The 23,394-nt window shown below is 49.7% G+C and carries 15 protein-coding genes; 5 read left to right on the top strand and 10 right to left on the bottom strand.

Annotated elements, in window-relative coordinates:
• The first annotated feature begins 461 nt into the window (after nucleotides 1-461).
• On the top strand, nucleotides 462-1,826 hold the full coding sequence (locus EIM92_RS01250; RefSeq protein WP_125081121.1) for an ammonium transporter: 1,365 nt from the start codon (nucleotides 462-464) through the stop codon (nucleotides 1,824-1,826).
• Nucleotides 1,827-1,880: 54 nt separating this feature from the next.
• Here EIM92_RS01250 and EIM92_RS01255 read toward each other — a convergent pair whose 3' ends face one another.
• Both EIM92_RS01255 and EIM92_RS01260 read right to left on the bottom strand, forming a co-directional pair.
• Nucleotides 1,881-2,405 (bottom strand): hypothetical protein, encoded by a 525-nt coding sequence (locus EIM92_RS01255; RefSeq protein ID WP_164514992.1) that lies wholly within the window; start codon nucleotides 2,403-2,405, stop codon nucleotides 1,881-1,883.
• Nucleotides 2,406-2,938: 533 nt separating this feature from the next.
• Entirely contained in the window at nucleotides 2,939-3,322 is a 384-nt protein-coding gene (locus tag EIM92_RS01260; RefSeq protein WP_125081123.1) for a hypothetical protein, read from the bottom strand.
• A gap of 251 nt (nucleotides 3,323-3,573) precedes the next feature.
• Here EIM92_RS01260 and EIM92_RS01265 point away from each other — a divergent pair, with 251 nt between their 5' ends.
• Together EIM92_RS01265 and EIM92_RS01270 are read left to right on the top strand one after the other, a co-directional pair.
• Complete coding sequence (locus EIM92_RS01265) at nucleotides 3,574-4,329, top strand: hypothetical protein (RefSeq protein WP_164514993.1); 756 nt, start codon at nucleotides 3,574-3,576, stop codon at nucleotides 4,327-4,329.
• Between the two features lie 91 nt (nucleotides 4,330-4,420).
• Complete coding sequence (locus EIM92_RS01270) at nucleotides 4,421-4,885, top strand: hypothetical protein (RefSeq protein WP_125081125.1); 465 nt, start codon at nucleotides 4,421-4,423, stop codon at nucleotides 4,883-4,885.
• Nucleotides 4,886-5,124: 239 nt separating this feature from the next.
• On the opposite strand, the gene EIM92_RS01275 is transcribed toward EIM92_RS01270, so the two are convergent.
• The 8 genes from EIM92_RS01275 to EIM92_RS01310 all read right to left on the bottom strand — a co-directional run bounded on the left by EIM92_RS01275 (nucleotide 5,125) and on the right by EIM92_RS01310 (nucleotide 20,265).
• Nucleotides 5,125-5,721 (bottom strand): P-loop nucleotide/nucleoside kinase family protein, encoded by a 597-nt coding sequence (locus EIM92_RS01275; RefSeq protein WP_125081126.1) that lies wholly within the window; start codon nucleotides 5,719-5,721, stop codon nucleotides 5,125-5,127.
• 172 nt (nucleotides 5,722-5,893) lie between these two features.
• Nucleotides 5,894-9,157 carry a GAP1-N2 domain-containing protein gene (locus EIM92_RS01280; RefSeq protein WP_246021339.1) on the bottom strand — a complete coding sequence of 1,088 codons (3,264 nt, stop codon included), beginning with the start codon at nucleotides 9,155-9,157 and terminating at the stop codon, nucleotides 5,894-5,896.
• A gap of 2 nt (nucleotides 9,158-9,159) precedes the next feature.
• Nucleotides 9,160-10,422 (bottom strand): TRAFAC clade GTPase domain-containing protein, encoded by a 1,263-nt coding sequence (locus EIM92_RS01285; RefSeq protein ID WP_125081128.1) that lies wholly within the window; start codon nucleotides 10,420-10,422, stop codon nucleotides 9,160-9,162.
• A gap of 28 nt (nucleotides 10,423-10,450) precedes the next feature.
• A complete protein-coding gene (locus tag EIM92_RS01290; RefSeq protein ID WP_125081129.1) occupies nucleotides 10,451-11,101 on the bottom strand; it encodes a beta-mannanase in 651 nt (216 codons plus the stop codon).
• Between the two features lie 19 nt (nucleotides 11,102-11,120).
• Nucleotides 11,121-12,407: a vWA domain-containing protein gene (locus EIM92_RS01295; protein ID WP_125081130.1), complete on the bottom strand. Its 1,287-nt coding sequence runs from the start codon at nucleotides 12,405-12,407 to the stop codon at nucleotides 11,121-11,123.
• 94 nt (nucleotides 12,408-12,501) lie between these two features.
• Complete coding sequence (locus EIM92_RS01300) at nucleotides 12,502-15,045, bottom strand: transcription initiation factor TFIID (protein ID WP_125081131.1); 2,544 nt, start codon at nucleotides 15,043-15,045, stop codon at nucleotides 12,502-12,504.
• The gene (locus EIM92_RS01305) at nucleotides 15,045-18,434 is read right to left on the bottom strand and encodes a tubulin-like doman-containing protein (RefSeq protein ID WP_125081132.1); all 3,390 of its coding nucleotides are present in this window, start codon (nucleotides 18,432-18,434) and stop codon (nucleotides 15,045-15,047) included. Before EIM92_RS01305 ends, EIM92_RS01300 begins: the two co-directional genes overlap by 1 nt.
• Nucleotides 18,435-18,453: 19 nt before the next feature.
• Nucleotides 18,454-20,265, bottom strand: a complete 1,812-nt coding sequence (locus EIM92_RS01310; RefSeq protein WP_125081133.1) for a vWA domain-containing protein — start codon at nucleotides 20,263-20,265, stop codon at nucleotides 18,454-18,456.
• A gap of 341 nt (nucleotides 20,266-20,606) precedes the next feature.
• Between EIM92_RS01310 and EIM92_RS01315 the strand changes: the two genes are divergently transcribed.
• Nucleotides 20,607-21,566 (top strand): hypothetical protein, encoded by a 960-nt coding sequence (locus tag EIM92_RS01315; protein ID WP_246021163.1) that lies wholly within the window; start codon nucleotides 20,607-20,609, stop codon nucleotides 21,564-21,566.
• A 118-nt stretch (nucleotides 21,567-21,684) separates the two neighbouring features.
• Nucleotides 21,685-23,373, top strand: a complete 1,689-nt coding sequence (locus EIM92_RS01320; RefSeq protein ID WP_125081134.1) for a hypothetical protein — start codon at nucleotides 21,685-21,687, stop codon at nucleotides 23,371-23,373.
• Nucleotides 23,374-23,394: the final 21 nt, after the last annotated feature.

Below are 23,394 nucleotides of genomic sequence, written 5' to 3' on the forward strand. Positions count from 1 at the left end.
AATATTGAGCTTTTCCCCATGCTATCCACATCTATTAAACCTTTGTTCCTAGTGTATCACAACAAAAATAGTGAACAAAAAAAGATGCCACAGGGACATCCCATAATTAGAGACAGGACTAGTAATAAAGACAGCCCGTCCCATGATTTCATCGTGCGCCCTCCTAATAATAATTTCTCAACGTTCCATACTATCTCTCTAATCATTCAACATTTGATTTTCATAAGCTTCCGATGACTCACTTGCTGCCATTTGAAACATTTATACAACAGATTAATGATTCCCTCCACATTCCTTCCTCCCGGCAAAAAAACCTTCCACCGCACCTAAAAAAGTGCACTGTGTTCAAATCATATAAATTCAATACAAAAAAGTGCATGTAAATCGAGTACTCCTACCAATTATAATTTCAGTAACATTTATAACATGTTAGCTTATATGACATTAGAGGAGTGGAAAACATGATGGAAATTGGGTTTAACGCGTTGTTCGTATTTCTGGCTACGATGCTGGTCTTTTTTATGCAAGCTGGATTTGCTTTACTGGAAGCGGGTAACGTGCGAATGAAGAACGCTGGTCATGTTGCCGGGAAAACGATGCTTACACTCGGTGTGGCTATTCTCTCCTGGTGGGCTTTGGGGTTTGGTTTTGCCTTTGGCGACGGGAACAGCTTTTTGGGAGCGACGGGTTTTCTATTCGGCGGAGAAGGAGACATCGGTTCGTTTAGCGTATTGGCGGATATCGGCGTCCCGCTCAATCTGATGTTTTTGTTTCAGATGGCTTTTGCGGCGGTTTCGTTGGCTATCGCCTGTGGAGGGATGGCAGAGCGCGCGAAGCTGAGCGTCTATATCGTGTTCGGGGCTATTTTTACAGTGATTATTTATCCCATCGTTACCCACTGGGTTTGGGGCGGCGGCTGGCTGGGCAGCCTCGGGATGCAGGATTATGCCGGATCTACTGTCGTTCACTTGACAGGGGCGACCGCAGCTTTGGCTGCAACAATTCTGCTTAAGCCTCGTCTGCGCAAATACGACAAAGACGGAAAGCCAAACAGCATCCCCGGGCACAATCAAGTAATTACCGTACTGGGGGTCATCATTTTGTGGATCGGCTGGTTTGGCTTTAATCCAGGCAGTGCTTTAACCCCGTTAAACGATGGATTTTTCGGATACGTGCTTTTGACGACAAATCTGGCTGCTGCAGCTGGTGGTATTGCCGCTCTGCTCGTTTCGTGGATGGTTCGCGGCAAATCGGATATTCCGAGCATGTTGAACGGCATATTAGGCGCGTTAGTTGCCATTACGGGAGCTTGTGCCTTTGTCGACACCTGGGCCTCGATCCTAATTGGTGCGGTAGCAGGGATCACTACCTTTTTTACAGGAAGATGGATTGAACGGGCAGGCATTGACGATCCGATCGCCGCTGCCTCAGTACACGGTATTGCCGGGGTGTGGGGAGCTATCTCCACAGGTCTCTTCGCAACTCCGAAACTGGTTGAAATTACAGGGGTAGGTCAGGCAGGACTATTCTACGGCGGCGGCCTGGGACAATTGGGCGTGCAAATTCTAGGTGTCGTCGGCACCTTCGCTTTCGTATTCACGCTCTCCTTCTCCATCCTTTGGGGGATGAAAAAGCTGATGGGGCTGCGTGTAAGTAAAGAAGAAGAGGTGATGGGTCTCGATCTGAGCGAGCATGGAACCTACGGTTATCCTGAGCATATGAAATGGAGAATGAAAACAGCCAGCAGTTCGTCCATGAAGGTTAAAGGGAATGATAAACACGAGGGGCATGATTTGCTAGTAACCCGATCTCCGGCAGTGGAGTAAGTGTGGGAGGCGAGGGGGCTTCGGCCCCCGAACCAATCTCGAAAATGCTTCACCTTATTCAGCAATAAAATATTTCTTCGTTAAATCTAAATTATACAACGTAATATCTGCATTTTCTTCAGATGTACCAGCTGAAATACCAGGTACTACCTTTAAATATCCATTCTCATTAACTAGTTGATCATTAGTGTGATTTAGTGTATCGGTTGTGGCACTATTTTTCATAAATTTAAGAGCTATAGCTTCCCCATTACTCTTATTCACAGCAATTGCATAGGCATCTAACCCATGACCTGATGTGTACTGTGGGGTTAAGAAATCTTTAAAACTTACCTTATCGAAATTGGCTGGTCTATCAGATTGTTGAATAAAAGTGATTTCTTTCAATTCCGTTACTTCTTGCTTCCTTCCATCAATTATGTTGATCACCGTATAGTTACCTTGGAATGTTAAATCCCCTTCTAACCCTGCGACACTTGGAGCATTGAGATGACCAACTTCTTCCTTCCCATTCGCTACAACAATTAGTTCCCCAAAATCAGTATTTGTTTGCGCCCTGAGAGTACCATCTTTATTCACTGAATCTAACACAATTATGTTGGAGAACTCGGTGTTTGGAAATTGAGTTTTGGACCCAGAAGACTCTTCTTTACTTTGTGTACTGGCATCTATAAAACTACTAGCTGTCTTTGAACTTTCATAATTAACTCGGTTATTACAGCCTAAAAGAACACCAAATAACAACAATGAGGATAATACAGTACTGATTTATTAATTATAATTCACTATTCCCCCCTCTTTCTCATGATTCTATCCCTATTAGATAAGTAATTCAAAAAGAAGGGATCATTTAGATTACGCAAGAGAATATTCCCGGTAGATAACGGAAAAGATCCGTTATTAGGAGCATAGACTAATCCCATACCAGGGTTGGCCTATGCTTCTCAAATATAATCTTAAACTTACCTGTTCCCTGGAATCTCCTGAATGATATCAGAATAAAGCGAAAGAGGGGTTATAAAGCCAGGAGATTCCTCTCCTTCATAATAGCCCGTTATAGAAGTTCCATCTCCCAGTGCAACAAAAGATACCGGGTTGCCAAAGGGAGGACCTTAATACTGCTGCATCAAAGGCTCTCCATAAAATTCAATGTTTCCTGCCTTATGTGAAAAAGTCGAACGTGGCCCAGATACAAATTGTGCAATAAGCTTCGTCTCTCCATCTTTAATTTCCACAAATGAAGTAGTGTACTGATCATCAAATTTATACATGTCTGCTCTTCCTGATATAAAAACATACGCATGATTAGCTCCTGTTGGAAAACCTAATACTTTGAAATCGGAAGTGATGGGCAAGGCAATGGCTGCTTTACGTGCAGCCTGCAAATTCTCCTGTTCAACTAGAGACGGATCGAATTCATATTCTGGCGAGTTGATAAAAACCATCTTGCGAACCGTTTCATATTGTACCTTGTAATCAAGTGCTTCGATGTGCACCGTACAGGGAATCATCAATTTGTGGATCGGCTGGTTTGACTTTAATCCAAGCGGTGCTTTAACCCCGTTAAATGATGATTTCTCGGATACATGCAATGTTAGTAGTATAATCTATCGAAAAATACATTAACACCCTTTTCTAGGTAGTAGTAGACTTTTATTTATTATATGATAATATGGAGTTGGTAGATACTACCAGATATGTTAAAGTGGCCACTTTAATTAATTAAATGTTAATAGAGGTGAATTAAATGAAAAAGTTATTCTTAATTAGCATGACGATTTTGATGTCATTTGCCGTTGCAACCTCAGCTTTCGCCGACAATAAAGCAATACTAAATAACGAAGCAAAATATAAAGCAGATGTAGAACTTATAAAGTCAAAAATTACGTCAGTTCAAGAAGATACAATTGTTTACGACTCTATTATGAACAGTAGAATAAATCAAATCCAAGCATATGAACAAATGTGTAACAATAGCTCAGGCCAACTAATGGCTGCAAATGTTATTGATCCTAAATTGTCTTGCCGAGCAAGCTTACTTGGAGGGGCTGGAGTTGCTCAATTAGCAGGATGGAAACATACAGGAAATCTTCTTACTCATTCTTTACAAAACAACCCTTCCACTATAACGGCCAATGTAGGAAATGCACTCTCTACAGACGTACAAAACTCAAAAGAGATGAAAAATATTATTAACAGTTTCAAAAAGAAACTTACGTCGAGTATTTCATACTATAGTGAAAACGGTAGTGTTTCCTTAACTAATGATAAAGATTTATATCTCGCCTTAAACAAAGTGAGCTATCTTATAGCTGCTGAAAAGGTTGGTAGTACCTGGACTATCTACACTTGGGTAAATGATACTTATAATTTTGAGTATTGGAACTTTAGTTCTGCGCATAGTGATTTTGTAACAATAGTTAATAACTATGCAGCATTTTGCCAAGCTACTGGTGCAGTTGTACCCTATTCCATAAATATTTATTTTCAGGACACTAAATAATTTTATAATTGACTACGGTAATTACCGTAGTCAATTGTTATTTATAATATATAATTACATTATATTCAAATAGGTCTGGGAGGGAATTTCTTTGAAAAAGAAAACTTGGTTGTCCGTATCCATTATATTTTCAATTATATCTGCAATCGCTTCATTTCAGATGAGATTATCTACATTCGATGTAAGAAGAATGGAACTAGAGTCAAGTATAGAATTCGATAATGCTACAGCGCTTGCCTTGGATGCTATATTTTTTCCTTTCATGATACTAACTATTCATCTAGTCTGTCATATTATAATTGTATTACTTAGTGTTACTTCTATAAAATATCGAAATAACAACATTAATTTCAGTTCAATCTTTAATTTCACAAAAAACCTTTCAATTAATGTGTTGATGATATTAGCAGCAATTATTGCAATTTATTTTGTAATTTTATCTTTTATAAATCCATATTACCCCTTTTGGAGTAAATTGGTTGTATTGATTACGATATTTGTATACTATATTTGGTTGCTTCAAATAATAAAAGAGAGAACTGCTTCAAAAGCATAGTTTATGCCAAAATTAATCTTAATCCTGATGATGAGGTTAAGATTAAAACCTTACCCAAAAATTCCAATTTCACAGTGTTTGGGTAAGGTTTTAATTAGTGAACTGATGAAAAATCAATAATAAAGATTCAGCCTTAGAGAGGTGCTGATACAATCTTGTCATACCTTATTTACCTAGTTCTAGTCACCCCCACCCCAACAAAAAACGCCACCTCAAGGGCGGCGCTTTTATCCAACTGCTTAACGGTTAGATGCCTTCACAAACTCATACACAGACTCAACTTTGTCCTTCGTTAAGTCGCCACTGTTATCAAATACGAGGATCGACGATTTCGGGATATCCCAGTTAACTTCAGGAACAAACTGAACACGTTGCTTGAAATCGTCCCAGTGCTCCAGCTTCCAGGTATCGCGCTCGGTTTGACGATCGATGATGCGTTGTTTCTGCGTTTCCATATCGCTTAACGTGACGACGATTACTTTCACGTCAACCTCGTTTTTCGTAAGACCCGCTGCGGAGATAACGTCTTCGATCCATTGCTTGTTCTTTAATTCGGCCGTAAAGGGAGAGATCATGAACACGTTCTGCCCTGCGGCCAGATTCTCGATACAAATATCCTTGGTTGTGTCGTACTCTAGATCGCGGAGATGTTTCTTATAGAAATCGGAGTCACGGTCGTTCACGTCCAAGCCGTTCATCTCCAAAATTTTCTCAACGAATCTACCGCCTACGGTATCCCGATCCAGAAAAGCCGCCGGAATCCGGTCAGCGATCTTGCGGGCCACTGTAGTTTTTCCTGTACCAGCTACCCCTACAAAAAAAACAAGCTTTTGCACTCCAAGTCCCCCTAACTTTTAGATAAAAACAGTGTACCATTGCTCAGTTATAGAGACAACGGCTTGAGGCACTGGATTTGTCCTCTACACGTTATTCCTAAGTCGCTTCGCGAATTCTCTATTCCTTTACGTCAGGCTGATTTGCAACATCTATAAGACAGATTTACCCAGACTAAGGCTGAGCCGCATCAGACTGCGGCTGTGCTGGCTCCATCTGGCTGTTCTGTCCCGCCTTGGCCTCCGCTTCCTCGCGGGTAATGACCGTATATTGCTGGTCGCCTACCTTGATTACGCTGCCCACAGGAACGCTTACCTTCTGGCCTAGAGAGACTGTAACTCGGGAAGAATAAACAAGCTTCGTCTCGCCATTAGTCTTGCCGTCCGAGACATCGTTTGAAGCCTCTTCCGGTTGTGTTGCATTCGGATCACCTGCCTGGCCGTTCCCCGATGCATCCGTTGCCGATGCCCCGGCTTGGCCGCTTGTTCCAGAACCTTGACTAGCTTGATCAGTTGAGCTACCCTGGCCGCTTTGCGGAGCCTGTGCCCCTTGTCCTCCAGTGTTCCCAGCAGAGCCGTCCGTTGTTCCCGCCGATTCTCCAGAGCCTGCTGCACCACTCGCAGTTGTACCGCTGCCAGTTCCTCCGTTCGTCGCCGAGCCAGCGCTGCCTGCTGCCGAACCACCAGAGCCACTAGTGCCGTCAGAACCGCTCGTTCCGGCTCCCTCTGCTCCGCTTCCATCACCATCGCTGCTAGAATCCGCCTCGCCAGCCCCACTGCTCGCCCCATTTCCAACTGAATCTCCGGCAGTTCCGGTTCCGTCTGCACAGTACGCGTCGAATTTCAAATTCGCAAACTGCTGAACAGTTTGATCCGGTGCTTCGATCGAGATTGCTGCGGGATCAAACGTTTTGCATTTCTCTGCCCCAGCAAAAAGAAGCACCAGCGAAGTCGTCTCCTCGCCATCGGCGTCGGTCACATTGTCAGCATACACGAGCACTTCGGGCTCCGTAACCGCAGCTGGCGGAGAAGCAGCCTCCGTCGGCGGTTTGGCTCCGCCAAGCATACCTTGCTGCTGCATGACGATTAAAATACCTGCAATGATCACAAGACCAGCCAGCAGAATAATTGCGCTCATTCTCACTTTTTTCCCGTTCTGTGCCAGAAATCGCTTGAATGGCGAAGACAGCTCCAGGCGTATTTTAGCGAATACTGCAGCCAACGGCGCTCCCGCTTTATCGAAATAGCGGGTTCGGTAATCTCTGTTCTTGAAGGCGGTCCGGTCATGCGTTTTGAAATAATTCAGCAGCGCTGCCGTGTAACTAGGAACGATTCCTCGGGCGTGAGCAAACAGCGGCTGTCCCTGCGACCAGAGCATGAACTCGTAGATCGTCTCCAGATCCTTGGTATTCCTCTGTAAGTAATCCAGCAGCCCCTTGTAATCCACCTGCCCGGATTTCGAGTCGTAAAAAGCCAGCACGATTTTACCGAAATGGGCCGGTTCTATCGAGGATTGCAGCCATTTCCGCCCCAGCTTCTGCATCTGTTCCACGTCAGCCGAAGGTAAACCATCGAAGATATTCTCCGAAGCATCACGTTGGGCAAACCACTCGTACAACGCTTGCAGCATATCGACATGATTGCGCTGCCTGCCCTCAAACAACAAGCCGGCAAAAGCATCCGGTCTAGCTAAAAATTCGGCCGCGACGATCTGCTCGCGAGTCAGCTTGTCCAGCTCCAGCTCATCCAGCAGCACCCGCTTGGCCGTGAGCGATAGGTTCTCCGCCAGCTCGGAATCGGCCAAGGTCATGCCGCGATCCGTCACCGGAGTTCTTCCCCATTTGCGGAGGTTGTCCAATACCATGTGTACTGCCGGTAGCAATGGCTGCTCCTTCCGCAGCTTGTCCGCTAGAGCCGAGACCGCGTATTCCTTGAAGGCGGCATTGCGCAGCACCCCCGGATGAGCGACGACCCAGCTATGCACCACGTTCAGCACTTCCCGCGCTCCGCGCGCTTCTTCGAGTTTTGTTAGAATATAGGGCTCGAATAACGAACTTTCCAAATCGCTGTTTTTTAGGACGAGGTCAAAAAAAGTCTTGCTGAGCTCAGGCTGACTCTCAACCAGGCCATACAACGAGCGAGCCAGTTCGGGCTTGTCTCCCACGAGCGCATTACCAATCGCATAAATCAAATAATTGATCAGCTTGATCCCGTAACTTCTGCTGTCTAGGCGGTAATAATCCCTGAAGCACTCCACAACAGCCAGATCGGGTACATTCCGCTGCTTCACGGCATCGAATTCCCGGTCAAAGGACGCAAGGAATATATCATTTAACCTTATTCTGGACTCAAGTGCGCCTGCAGGCTCCAAATAGCTCAGCAAGCCTCGCAACACGGTCATTTTATGAACTTCATATAAGTCCCAGTTCCCTGCTTCAATCTGAAAAAACACAGACAGCTCATGGTAGCTGGATAGCAGCAGGCGCCTTTGCGGCTCCATTCCCGTCAGCATTTCATCCGCGAAGCGGTGGAATTCCTCCAGCCGACTCAGATCTCCTATCGCCTTCCAAACCATGTCAAGATACGGCTGTCTTCCTTCATCCAGCTCATCCTGCGGCACGCGGCCGCTAGCAAGATCGAACACATAATCCTTCTCGATCTCCCGATCATTCGGACGTAGACTGCCACGCTCCACAAATTGCAGGTGAATAAACTTGCGGCTCTGCGGCTCCTTCACATAGGTAATGAAGCCGAGGCGGCGGCGCAGCTCAAACGGCAAGCAGGCAAACAGCACCTGAAGCAGCGCCGAAGCCGCTTCCGAAATTTGCTCTTCCGGCACGTCCAGGGCCACATAGACCTTCTTCCGCCCTTCGCCGGCAGCAGTCATGACCGCGAACAGCAACCTTTTGAAGGTCTTCTCGTCAAGCTTCAGCTCATGCAGCAGCTTCTCGGCCATCAGGCGTGGAAGACCCTCCTGTGCATAACGTGGGTTCTGCGGAATGTGCTCAAGCTCCGGCAGCTGCCGGCCGATCTCCGGGACGTATTTCTCCGCGAAAGCCGCTTCAAGATAGTCGCGATAATGGGTGACGATTTCATCCTGGCGCGCAGCCGGAATGATATAGTTATGCGTCAGAAAGGCGCTGCGCAGGCCGGTAAAATCAGCCGACTGATACACACTGCGGCCCAGCACCGTATCGCCGCCCTCCGTATGGAACAGATGGATTGCCGGCGGATAGCTGGCATCATTCTTCTCTCCCCGGGCAACAAGCTCCGCGGGCGCATCATAACCGCAGAACGGATGCAGCTGCTTTTTGATAAAAACCGCATCCAGCCCATCCGAAACCGCCACGGTATCAAAGCCTTCCGTCGCCCGAAAAATCCCGCTGCGCTCCCGGGTGTAAATCTGCTGCTGAATCAAGTCAGGGGATGATCGCTTCATACTCAAGACATCTCTCTCCCCTCAATATAATTCAGCTTATATAGCAGCCAAATGAACGGTTCGTCCACACGAATCGGCTGCACCACATCCTGCAGCTTCTGATCAACTGGATTGCTGCCCAGCGCAGATACCGCAAAATATCCAGTGTCCTTAAAATACACGTCCATGGTGCCCTTGAACGGCCGATCAACCTTCTCAATAAATCGGCGGATTTCCCCATCGATGTTCTCGAACTCCGTCAAATTGAAATATTTGCGATGCACTGCATTATTAAAAATATTGCTGTTTGACTTGATGTACTCGCCCTCTTCATCCTTCAAAGCATGCAGCATATCGCTCTTGGTCAGCACAACGGCCGTCGGAATATCCGTCTTGCCTTGATCCTCATAAGCGATGAAATCTCCAAACATCGTCAGCACGACGTCCCGTGGCTCATCATACTGCGACACCAAATCGCCCGGCTTGTCGCCGACATTGATCCGAATCTTCTCCCGAATCGAACGGATTTGCAGCGGATCGACCATGAACAGCAGCCCGGAGGAATTTTTAATATGCTGTCCCTGCAGGCCCAAATAGTCCTGATCGACCATGCCCTCCCCGGCAACATCGAAGAATACCAGCGTCAGTGGCGGCTTGGACTCATCCTTGAACACGAATTGAAAAATAAACGGCTCTTGCATTTTCTCCTTCTGCGTCGAGGCCAAGAGATCACCGCGCTCAAACAGCGGCTCCTCGTACATCGTGCGGAATTTGCGGCTGATCTCCGCATTCAGCGGCATGCAGGCCGCGTCGAAATGATCGGCTGTCGTATTTTGCAATGTATGGATCAATGAGGTCATATACACGGATTTCCCGACTTGGGAAGCGCCAACGATCGATATAATGTTGCTCGGCACTTTTCCCGCCGTCACAGGCAGCTCATTATGGCAATGCGGGCACAGTCTGCGCCGGGTCACCTCGCCATAGCGGTCATTTAGCCCAATCAGGACATGATCGGAATAGATCAAATGCTCTGGCGGAACATCATGGGGACGCAGCACCGCTTCCATGTCATAGACGACATCCAGTCCAAACCGTTCGCGGTATCTATTTAACACTTCATCCTCACCGAGCGCATAATCTTCATCATCCTCACGATAATGGGTCGCGCGAAAAACAACCTCACCCGGCGTGAACTTACTAAAGCAATAAGGGCAGACAATATCATAAAATAACGGCCGCGGCTCGGCCTGCGGTTTCCTCTTGAACAAATCAAACAAGCCCATCGTTCATTCCTCCTCGCTTACAGTGTATCTATTCCGGGATCAACTCATAGAATCGGCCATATTTGCGACCATCCGTAAAGAACAGCCGCACATAATCGTTCTTGCCGACCTCGATCACGGGCAATGTGCTTCTACCCGCCGGAAAGTCCCGGAGAAAAGGGTACACTGTTCCATCTTCGATACTGGCCGGATAACTGTCCTGTTTTTTCACATAGCATAACGCATCCTTAGGAACCTCTACCTCAGCCAGCACCGATATTTGCACCGTCTTATATTTACGCAGCAAACTGCTCTTCTGGCGGATCGAGTAACGAATTTTCGCCCTTCCTGTACTGATCTCCACCATATTCTCCGCTCCCGGCTGCCGAATGAGCAGCTTCTCCCCGTTCTCTATAATGCAGGCGTAAACGGTATACAGCACGAGACCGACCTTGTCGATTCGGTCGCGATAACCGCCCGCGGCTTTATACTCCTCACGGGTATATAGCTTCAGCCCCTCGGTGGAGGAGGTAATCTCGTCCTGCCCCCCGTACGATCCTCGATCAGCCGACCTTTCGTCGATATAGACCGCCTGTATGCCATCAGGCCACTGCCAACGGAGCAGACAATGATCCTCATCCAGCTTATAGCTCAGTCCTGTGATGAGCGGCAAGCCGTCCTCTGCTTCGATAAAACGCATTGCTATGCCCCCTTATGCCTTAAAATCCTCTGCTGCGCCGATCCCTGGCAGGCTCTGTATACCCTGCTGCTGCATTGGGAACCGAAGCGCCTCTGCGGCGAATTCCGGTTCTCACTTCGTTCTCTCGCATCGGCACGATAACCGAGAACATCGTCATGACCGCTGCTAGAATCAGACAGGCAAGCAGTCGGATCATCGCGTCGCCCACAGGCGATCCGTCCAAACCGTACTCCAGCAGCAGACCGGCAAGCAGGCCAGATACGGCTCCGCCGATCGTGAAGCTTCTGGCCAAAAAACGGTTATCAAACATAAGACCGAGCGACAAGCCCAGCAGCGCCCCAAGCACGAGGACAAGCACGATCCTCAAAATCGTATAATAAACGCTGTGCTCCATAAGCCCGGTGCGTTCCGTGACAAGCGTACGTTCATCCAAATTATCATAGATATGCCGGAAGACCACGGACAGATTCGCGGCATCCGCCTCGTCGTAATAGCGGCCTCCCGTTTGACTGGCGATATCCTTAAGCAGGGAAGCCCCCTCGGAATTGCCATATCGACCAAGCCCAAGGCCAACCGTATTCACAACGACTCCTCGCCCGCGATAATCCGCTAGCACTTCAGCCGTATTGACATCGCTGAAGCCGTCGGACAGCAGAATCGCCATAGCTCCTCTCGCACTGTCCAATCCTTTAATCTGCTCCATCCCCAATTCCAGCGCCAGCGCAATATCCGTGCCGAAATTCGTCGCCTCTAGCGCATCAATCGCAGCGTGTACTTCGTTCTTCACCCCTTGATCACGAACACGAACAAAGGGCTGAATCAGTTCAGGTTGGTCATTGAACACAATGACGGCCACCTGCTTGCTGCTGTCCATCTGATCCACGAACGACTTAGCCGCTTCATAACGCAAATCATCCGGATCCGTCTCCATCATACTTCCTGAGTTATCGATAATGAGCACAATATCCTTCACGGTCTTCGCCCGGCCGACATTCAGCTCATAGATAAATTCGAATGCTGTTCCCGCCAGAAGGAGCATCACCAGTGTAGCCGGTACAAGCAGCTTCCAGGAAGTGCCCATGTACCTTTGTCTCCAGGATAACCCGTTCAGCCGGGGAGAGATGACTTCCGCAATCAAGCAGAACAGGCCGATCGAAAGGGCAAGTATGCCAAAATAAAGCCCGATCAACAAAATTCCAGGCATCCGCCCGAACAGCTGCCCTAGCAGCACCTCGCCGATCACGAAACCGACAGCCCCGCCGATCAGGCTGAATAGCACTAACAGCCAGTTTATTTTACGCTGCATATACTTACTTCCTTCCCACAAATATTCTCCTTGCGTGCCGCCCCCCCCGGCTGAACATTCTCAACCCGCGGGCGCAGCAAGTCTACGCAGGCGATTAACGCAGCTTGGGCAACAGAGCCCGATCTATTCCGTGAAATTCATAACCGTTCTGCGAATAAGTTTCATAGTAAACTTTTCCGTTCAAGTAATACATCAAGTCTTCGAGGTGGAAGCCGCCCATCAGATTCAGCTTCTCCAGACCACTGCTTCGCTGTTCATGCACGCAGCCCAGCTTGTAAATCCGCGATGTCTCGTCAGCCTGGAAAATATGCCGTACCAGCTCGCTCGTATAGTCGCCGAACACGTACTTTTCCTCATAGCGATGCTCCTGCGTGTAATCGTACAAACGAACCTGAATCGCGGCGTTGTCCTCCAGAATACGGTACAGCTTCTTGAACAGCTCCTCCTTAGTCAGAACCGTCTTATTGCCATACTCGACCGTCACATTGGCGCGCTGCAGCAGCTCTTCCTCAAAGGTACGCTTAAACAGCGGCGAAGCCAATATCGTCTGCTTGCAGACCTCGATCAGCCGATCCGTCAGCCCTTCCGGGCCGTTCTCCATCAATCGGCGCGAGTCGCCAAGGGCACCCTCTGCAAAGAACGCATGGCGTCCCCTTTTCGTCTCCCACTGCTCCATCAATTCGGCGGTTACCCGCTCGTAGTACTCCATGATGTTCTGGCCGATATAGTCGTCTGCCGTCTTGATGCTGCTAAGCGCTGTTTCGCGCAGTTCCCGCTCCAGCGCTTCCAGCTGCATGATTTCACCTTGATATCGACCATGCAGCATCTGCAGGGCATCCTCGAGCTTCGTAACGAGCTTTAACTTCAGCTCCAGCTTCAGAATATCCCGTCTCCGGGAATAAACGTTATCGAATAAATACCGAATCAGACTGCGCAAATTATGCCGATCCATCAGCGGGACGCGTGGAAAGGATTGCTCCTCCACCCGGCCTTGGCGGAACTGCTCCAATTCGGCCTTGGCCGAGGCCAGCAGCAGCTCCGTCTCACGGCGGCTATTGCGCAATTGAACGGCTACGCCGCCGTCCTCCTCGCCCGTCCAGGCGGCCAGAGCATAGAGCTGGACATCCGGCCGCTGTTCGAGCGAACGAGTTACTGCCTTATCCAGCCAGTCCGCTGCACCCAATTCCTTCAAGTGCCGCGCCGCCTCCTCCTCGAAATTGCTGCGGAAGAACGCCTCTCCGCCTCCGCCGAACAGTGTCTCCTCCGCTTCCCGGAGAGACAGCTTCCGTATAGCTGAATAGCTCACATCGTTCGTCATCAGACCGTGCATTTCACTAAGGCCCTCTGCTGAAGGCAGCATGCCCTCGACAGCCCGCTCCAACGCGGCTGCATCTAATCCGAAAAAGCTCAGCTTTTCGGCCCCGCTCAGCGGCGGCTCCTGCTTCATCCGCTTCAGCAGACCGTGATAGAAGTGATAAATCACCGCAAGGGCAATCGATTGGTTCGGACGCTTCACCTTGGATAGTCCGGCCGAGACAAAGCCCTGGCGCCCGGACTCCGTCATAATATTGTTCTTAAATGAAGTGTTATTATAAGCCGGGTTATTAGCGCCCCAGGCCTGCTCCTTCTGCTGTCTGTTCTTAAGAAGACTGATATGCGAAATAATTTCATAGCAACTCTGCATACCGTTTAACGAAGCGATCCCCCGCTCGTCCCGATCAGACAGCACGTAAACGAGATCAAACAACGGGGAGGGCGAGTGAGTAACCGGGATCGAGATGCCATCCTCCGTCACGTGAAGCGGGGCGCTAAACTCGTAATCCAGCTGCTGCATCAGCTCCAGTTCACGGAGAAAAGCCACGCCCAGCGAGCTGCTGTAGCCGAATGCCTCCGCTCCCTCGCGTTCGCTGATCAGGGCGTACAGGTCCATTTGTACCGCCTTGAACGATTGCCGGAAAATCGCTTCCGCGAGGAGCGAAATTTCCGGTACAAACACATTTAGCGGGTCATCGACCCGCGTAATGATCGAGAGGCGGACCCGGTCAAAGGACGGGTACAGCCTCCCATACTCGGCTAGAGCACCGCTCGCCTGCCGCAAAACCCGGTTCAACGCCGGCAAGCCCTCGGCTTCCTCGTAGAACTGCCGATAGATGTCACGGCGCGCGGCAGGCGCAGCCGAGCCCTCCTGCAACGTAACCGGGATACGGTAGTGCAGGAGACGGGGCGAGTGGGGAGCGCCGGACTGGCTGAATACGCTCCGCCCTTGCATTCCCGCCGTGCCATATGCCGTCGGCTGCTCAAAAGGTGCTGCCGGCTCCGGGGCGGGCGGCTCCCATCCCTGAGTCTGCTGCCCCTCCTGGCCTCGCTGCCCGATAGGACCATCTTGACCGCTACTAACAGCGAAATTGGCAGCAGATTCACTCTGCGCTCCAGCATGAATATATATCAGGCCCTCGCTGTTCTCCCATTTCTTCTCATTCATTAGCATGATCGGCTCTATGGCCTCTTTGCACTTGTCTCCGATAAACAAAAACACCGCGGGATAATGAATGCTGCTCTGATCGTCGCCCAGACCCGTGCTGCGCTCCTCCGCCAGGTCATAGGCAGCAGCGAATTGCTCCAGCTTTTGTCTGACCATTATTTCAACCTTCTGCGAATATCATTCAGCTTTGTGGCGACCTGCTTATAGAACTGGTACATCTCTTCCCCGTTCGCCAGCTCTACCTTCTCATATTCCAGCGAGTCCCGCCCCTCCTGGAATCGTTCGGCCAGCTCATCCAGCGTTTGCAGCAGCGGCTGGATATCCTCCGTCGCTGTCAGCTCTGCATCACGACGCGCTGCTTTGCGCATCAGCACGCTGCGGTTCTTCTCATCCAAGCCGCGGAAATGCGTAAATACCTCGTATTCTACATAATTACGGCTCTTCATCAGATTGGCGAACGGCTCCCATGCCTCTTCCTCAGGATCGCGGTCATAGACGTAGAGCGCGCCTTTTTTCGTAATCGTTTCGGTATAGAGCGCCTCAATGAACTGCTCTAGCCACTTTTCTTCATCCTGATGCTGCTCCAGCACGGCATCCAGCTTAGCCGCCATAGCTGCAATCTCATCATACTTGGCAATCTCCTGGCGCACGCGGGCAATCAGCTCCGGAGAACGAATCAGGTTCTCTTTAGCCAGTTCCTCGTTAATGCTGCCGAAGATATCCTTATCGCCTTCCTGCGGCAGCCCTTCAGCCAACAGACGTCTAAGCTCGACCACCGCACGCTTCACTTCGCCCAAGTTCGGCTTCGGCGCCTCGAGGCGCATATCATAAGCGTCCAGCTTGCTCTTCAAATCAAACGACTTCGTAAATACGACCGAATAGCGGTTGCTCGTATTGTGGTCGACGTCTTTTTCCACAATCACCTTCAGCTCGAGCGCTTTGGCAAACTCCTCACGCACGCGGGCATTGTAGCTCTGCACCCGAGAGTTGGTGTACGTGTCGCCCCACGATTTCTCTGGAATCGGCGATGGCAGATACGTCCAGTTGTTCTTGTCCGTCTGAACCAGATGACGCCCAATCCCTTCCTTATCGAGAATCGTCCGCTCGTAGCTCTCTTCATATACCTTCAGCGGCGTATAGACGAACAATGGCACACCATTGCGCGTATTCAGCCAGAAAATCCGGTTCTTCACTTCGCTTTCCTTAACTGTGAAATGAGATTTGCCGACCGCATTGTTCTGGTAATTGCGAATCCCCTTGAGAATGCTTGGCGCCTGCACCGGGACCGATACGAAGCCCCAGGAAGGGAAATGCAAGTTGCCTGTACTGTTGGACAGATGGAAGACCGGGACGGCTTCCTCATCCAGCTTGCTGGCAATGAAGCGCTCGACGAACTTCTCGATCGACTCATCCTGCCCGTATTTGATGACCAGGAAATCCTCCATCGACTTCGTAATCAGATCGCCAAATTTCTCGGTCAGGAAGTCAGAGATAGAGCTAACGATATCGATCTCCTGCTCCTTCACCCACTGGTTCGAATTGTTCAGCAGCTCCAGGGAGAAGTCGCGGATTAGGTCGTCAACGTCCTTCTGATCCATAATACCGCTAACGACCTTGGAAATATCCGGTACGCTGACGATATTCCAATAGTACGTCTTGTTGCCTTTATGGTCGACCTGCTCCTCGCCGCTCGTTAGAATGTCCCCGTTCTTGGAGAAAATCGAGCTCAGCGCATTCAGGATTTCCGTAAAGACGCTGTAAATCCGGTTGTTCTCCTGATTCAGCAGCTGGTATAAATCCTCGTAGAATTCAATCATTTGCTCTGTGCGCTCAACGTCGGCATGCAGCCAATATTCATGGATCTTTGCTTCAATATAAGCGTTCTTCTTCTTCTCCTTGGACACGAATGCACTCTTCGCATCGCCCAGCTTCTCGTGCGCTTGATCCTGCGCCGCCTCAATGTCGCGTGGAATGCGGAGCAGGTTCTCGCGCAGCGTCTCAATATAGGAGAGAAGCATCTTCAGCAGACAAAAGCCTTTTTCCGTATAAATCAGGCGTGACACATAGAACGGTCCCTGCTCCGGATGCAGGAACAGACGGCGGATCTGGTCGCTGAACTGCTCCAGCACCTCGCCGGGCAGCTGCTTCTTCGCTTTGATGTACTCTTCCCTTGCCCGAGCCAGGAACGTCTGTTCCAGCTCCGTATCCATGTTCACGACCTGGGATTTGACTACATTCGCGTAGCTTAACCGCTCGCTGTTCTCGTAGCCGGGCAGCGGCTCAGGAACGCGGGACTCGAACGTCTTAATCATACTCTCAAGATCGATCCCCAGCTTGCGGGCAAATTTCTCAACGTCTTCCTGGCTCGGCCCCTGCTGAAACATTTTCTCCATTTTACCGAACAGACGATACGCCAAATACGTGGTCATTTCCTCAATCGGCAGCACCGCGGAGGATGCCCCAATAATGTTGTATTCATAGTTCGCCGGGTACACCTTGTTCATTTGCGCAATATTTGTGCGAATATTGCTGATATAGTCGTGGATTGCGAATTCCTCGCCGGACTGCTTCTCCTCGCTTGCCATGAAGTTCGTAATGTTCTCTGCGGTCACGTTCATGCAGTAGTCATAGGCGTTCTCCAACAGCTTGCCCTCAGTATTCGTTGCCGAAATAAGATGGCATAAATTAAACGGCGGCAATGGAGAATTGACGGTCAGAATGTTGCCGTACTGCTGTTTGAACCGCTCTCCGCGGCTGTCCACGTTCATCCAATAGTCGAGCTCTTTCAGCGCCGCATAGCCGTTCTTCTTGATGTACTCGCGCGTATGCTCGCTCAGACTCTTGTTGGACAGATTGATGTCCGGCGTGAACAAATAACCAAGCGTATTCACCCGGTCGATCCCTGCCGAGCCATGATCGCGCTCGATGATGCCGCGCACGATATAAGCGATGTCGAGGAAGCAGCCGCTTCCCGTCCCGCCTGACAGACCAGTCAATAAGAACACCATCAGCTTCTTGTTCGTGCCTACGGATAGCGTTTTGATTTTCTTGTCAATCGCCTGCACGACTTGATTGATCTTCGTGAATAGCAGCAGCCGTCCCGCCTGCCGTACACCCGCCGCCCCGTTCATGCCATCCGTAATGCTGAGCTCCGGGGAGAGCCAATCCGTAATGTACGGCTCCAAAATACTGCGGTTCTGCAAGAGCCCCCCGATTTCCGGATTGGACAGCAGAACAAATTCATTGATCGGGTCGAGTCCGATTCCTTTGTAACGCTTTGTGCGATCCTGTTCGTTCGTCTCAAACGCCAGAAACTCCACATTGTCGGGTTTGTCGCGCTTCTTCTTGGACAACGGATCCTCCGGCAGCTTAAAGCGGCGGTTAATCTGATATTTCAAACGAAGCAAAGCATCGATCCCCGTGCCGCCAAGTCCAATGATGAGAATCGGATTGTCGATCGTATCGACGCGGATTTTGTCGCTGACGATGCCTCCACCTAGTGACACGTCCAGTTGCTGAATATGCTCTCTGACTATCGGTTTCATATACGCTTCCCCCTCAAATTTATACCAGGTACTCTATGAAAATCGTCTTATCGATATGCTGCAGCGGCAGCGTAATTCTATCTCCGCTCTTCAGCTCCAATCCCGCGCTGGCATCTACAACCCGTCCGGACTTCTCGACCGGAGCTGCCGAACCGTTGCGCAGTAGAATCCGATCTGCTTTCGCCGGGGTAAAGACGACCTTCTCGGTCTCCTTTAGCTCCGGGGCAAGCTGCAGCAGCTGATGCAGATTGAATTTACCCTTGAAGGCGTTCAGCTTCTTGTACTGCGGGAACGACTTCTCATGCGTATTCTCATCGCGGATTTCGATGACGATTTGCCCAACGAAGCGGCGGTTCGCCTTTTTTACTGCCGCCGCAATGAAGTAAGCGGCTGCCGCGAGAACAGCTGCGGCTATGGCCGAGATGACAACGGTAAGCCAGGGAAACGGCTTCTTCTCTTCATCGACAGCCGGCGTTGTCGGCTTCGTCGCAGCTGCTCCTCCGGAAGCTGCTTTAGCACTGATTGTCAGCGGCTCGGACTCCCGATAGAAGCTGCGCTCCTCAGCGCGCACCTTCAGCTCGTAATCATGGGCTTCGGGAATTTCGAATGTTCCCTCGAATTTATCGCCCGTGTTGTTCAGCTTGATTTCCTCTGTCTGACCGCTGTCCATATCCTTCGCGAGCAGTACAGCGTTCATATTCTTATATAGTTCGGCCGTTTGCAGCTTCTGGCCGTTGCTCGTCAGATACGCCCCGATCTGTACCTTGTCACCAGGCTTATAGCTTCCCGCGGTAATCGGCTCCATCTCTAGCTCCAGGTCGTAGTTGAAGACGAGATTAATGTCAATTTTATCCTTGGAGGCTCCCTTGACCCGCAGCTTCCAATCGCCCTCGGCCGGATTCAGCAGCTTTATGAGGGAATAGCTCTTCGACTTCGACAACAGCACTTCGTCCGACGGAACCGCTACTTTGTCCCCGGCAGGGTTCACCAGCTCTGTCTCGACTGGCTTTGCTGACATGATTGAGATATTCGCTTCAATCACATTCGCGTTAGGTACATTGACCGTAACTTCCTGGAAGCTGCCCGTCCCCGTCATGGTCTGGATGGGCACGATTTTCAGCTTCAGATGGCTGGCAAAAATTTCACTAAGTATACGTGGAAGATCATCCGCTGAGCTAGTCGAGAAAGCCTTCGCCCCCGTCTGGTTCGCGAGTTCTTCCAGCGGCGCCTTGTTCAGCTTGCCATCAGCGTTCAGTCCGATCGTGTAAATGGGAATGCCCGCATCCTTCGCCTCTTCAACCGCCTTGCTCAGCTCCTGATCCGATGCGCTTTGCGTCCGTCCAGAGCTTTTGTTGAAATCATTATTGCCGTCTGCAAGCAGAACGATCATCGGCTCGTGATTGGGGTCAGCACTTTTTTGCAGCACCTTGACCGCTTCTTTAACACCCACCGCGATATCGGTGTACGGTCCCCGATCCAAACCGTCAATGAAATCCTTCAAATCCTGCTTATCCTCAGGCGTTTTGATTTCAAGCAGCGCCTTCTCCCGCTGTACTTTGTCGGTGAAAGCAATAATTCCCACCTTATCGCCTTGAGCGGACAGCATATCGATGAACATCTTCATCGCTTCATTGCCGACTTTATTCGCATCGCTCGTCTTCATGGAATTACTCACGTCGACAACGAGTACCGCATCAATGCGCGAGCCTGGCTGACTCCCCTGCGCGGCAGGCGCAGCCCCGTAAATCTCGGAGCCTAGCGTAGAAACGAGTAACCAAAAGACCATGAAAGCCGTTAATATACTTAAAGATTGCTTGTAACGCTTCTGCATAATCGTGCTCCTTTATTTTGGTTTCGGATAGTATAATTGTACTAGAGCTTTAATCATTGTAATCAATATTCCTTAAAAAAAGGTTAAGAGGTTGAAAAGATTCGCCCCTAAGTTTCGTCAATTTCTACCAAGTCTAGCGTTGTCCATATGATATAATTAATACCTTCATAATTCAATTACGAAAGGAAGCTGCATATGGTTACATACGGATGCCTGGCCCTTTTGTTTCTCTTCGTTATCACGAAGTCCATTCTATATTACACGCGCAGAAACCATATCATCGCTCCCCAGGAGCTTGACACACGATTACTGCAGCTAATTAACCATGAAGAGAGAGAGCCATGAATAAGAAAATAAGAATGACACTGCGCCCTCCCATAAAAACGAATTATGCCTATGAAAAGTTAAGGTGCTGTAAAAATTGCCAGAGTTATACCGCACTCACAGAGGATAATTGTACGATCTGCCGCAAGCCCAAGCCCGGGCTTCGTCCGGTCGAGGAGCTGGCCAGCCGCGCAGCAAAGCGCTCCCTGATCAATGATTTGCTGCTCTCCCTGCTGCTTACGCTGATCGCCATCCTGTTCAGCCCAACTTTTCAGCATATGGCAATTTCGGCGTTGTGCGGCATCGTCCTCATAGCCGTGCTCTATGCCGCACAACGCAAAGCGCACACAAGCCGGACATCCATCGAGCTAGGCAAAATGTTTGTCCGCGACCGGGAACGCATCGCACAAGGCCTTGTGCGCAATCTCGAAATCGCTGCCGCGCAAGACAATGAAGCCCGCTCCTATGAATTGATGCGGGAAATCGCTGTCCTAATTCGCAGCGATCATATCCGCAAGCTGCAAATTTTCCTGCTGCAGTCGATCATGCTGCGCAAGGATATGGAGCTGGAGCTGGAGCCGCTGCTGCTGGAGAGCTTCGATCCCGAGCTGGCTGCTTACATCGGTGAGCTTACTAAGATCAAGCGCGAACTCATTAAAGACCGCACCTTCAAATATGTTATAAAGCATGAGCAGCAGATAAGGGCGATGAAAGACGGAGAAGACATTCTCGTTGGAGTTGCCGGAGCAGCGGTAAGAATGAAGCGTTACGTACTGGCCTATGCCTCATTCATCGCCCGTTACGCCCGTAAGCTGCCCAAGGATCGCTTCCTCCGGCTGTATCGGATCGTGATGGAGAATCCTGATTCCAACTGGGGCGCACTGCAGGCAGAGACTTCACGAATTTATGAAGAGAAATACCAATGGGATGCCGATTTTCAACAATTAAAGCCGAGGTCTACTATACATGATGTTTAAAAAATGGTTAACCCTGCATCATCTACTCATTTTACTATGTTTATTGATGGTTCCTCTGCTTATTTATAAAGGTTTAGGAATTTCTCAGAAACTTCACGCAATTAAAAATGCAGAAGCATTGTATGAAGAAAAAAATCTGATCGATGCAGAGACTTTTTATCAGAAAGCACTTAACAACAAGACCATTCAGTATAAGGAGGAGCTCATTGCCTCGCGATTAGATGAACTAGCTCCGATTACCACTATAAAAGAAAGCCTGTCCAATATTGCTGATCAAGCGTCCGAGGCTGCCCACGAAAACAATTTTGAGCGCCTGATGAGCGCATATGCCGACCTTCAAGAGGTGCGCAGCAGCTATATGGCTCCCGAAGGGCGATATAGCGAGTACTACCGGCAGTTATCTGAGCAGTACGGCATTTCGCAGAGCTTTACGGATTATTTCCAAAACTTCCGAAGAACCCTGCTGGAACAGCCTAAGCACAACTTGGATGATGGTAGCTATGAAAATGAATCATTTAAATGGAAGCTCTTGCGCATCCCTGCCCATTTTTTCGGAACAGAGCAAGAATGGCTCGATGAGCTGAATGCGGCGTTCAAGCAGTATGATGAAGCCAAGCTGGAGCGGATCATGGCCAGCGGATATGTCGAGGCTATGCTGCAAAACGCTTCTACCATGCTGGACGAATACAAAAAACATAATCATGATGCCCCCTGGATCACCATCAAAACGAACGATTTAATGGAGTCCCTGCTCAAGAAAGACTGGGATAACGAGGATTACGCCGCCTTCGCTTTGCACTCGCGTCAATTCGAAACGTTCGCAAGCTCTGCGAGCCCGCGATCCAAGGTGCTGACCTATGCCAAAGACGGAATCGCCAGGCTACTCCGCACTGCCCAAAAACACGCGAAAAGTGGGAACTACCAAGAAGCCATCGACCTCTATAAGGCGATCGGCAATTATCAGGATACGAAGGCTGACATCCAAGCCACCGAGCTAGCCTGGACAGCTGCCGAACCTGTTAGGCTTCTTCCTGTCCCTAACGATAGTGAAGGCTATAAGCATGTCGCAGGGGGCGTGAACCAGTTCGGCTCGAACGTCTACGTAGCTGCAACCGATGCGAGCAACCAGTTGTTTTTTGCCCGCATGAATAGTGAGGGAAGCGTACAAACCTTGTCCAATCGCGAGTTGACCTCACTGGAACCAATCCGCAGCATGCGCATTGATCCCACTTTAAGTACCTCGAGCACCCCCGTTGTAGTCGTCGAGACCGAATCGGCTACACGAAAAACACTGTACGCTGCCTTCGAGGTGCTGGAGGATCGCATTAAGCCGATGTTTTGGATTGATGCGGACGACCTGAGCATTCAGGCGCCTGATACGCTGCATGTCGTTAATCCGCATGGTCAAGGCGAGGGCGAAACGGCCATATTTGTCCGTTACGGCGATAACTTTGAATTTACCGGCGTCAAGCAAAGCTACGTGGATATTGATGCAGACACTGTTAGCCAATACCCGGGCACACTTGTCCGCTTCACCAGCACCATCACTTCTCCAGGAACCGGCGAAACACTCGCCTTCGGCGAGAACAAATATTTGTTGCTCCAAGGCGACTTCACCTTCTACGAAGGAGAGGCAACGATCACCGGGCGCTTCACAGGCTACAAGGAGCTATACACGGAAGCACCATCTACACATGATGGCGAAGACCAATTCACAAGTACACCTGATGAAACTATCATCACCCCCGAGCCTGCCGCCCAGATCATCTACGTTCCCGTCGTCCAAGTAGAGTCCATAATGCAATAATTCGCCAGCCAATAAAGACTC

It is taken from the genome of Paenibacillus lentus, assembly GCF_003931855.1.
Lineage (GTDB): Bacteria > Bacillota > Bacilli > Paenibacillales > Paenibacillaceae > Fontibacillus > Fontibacillus lentus.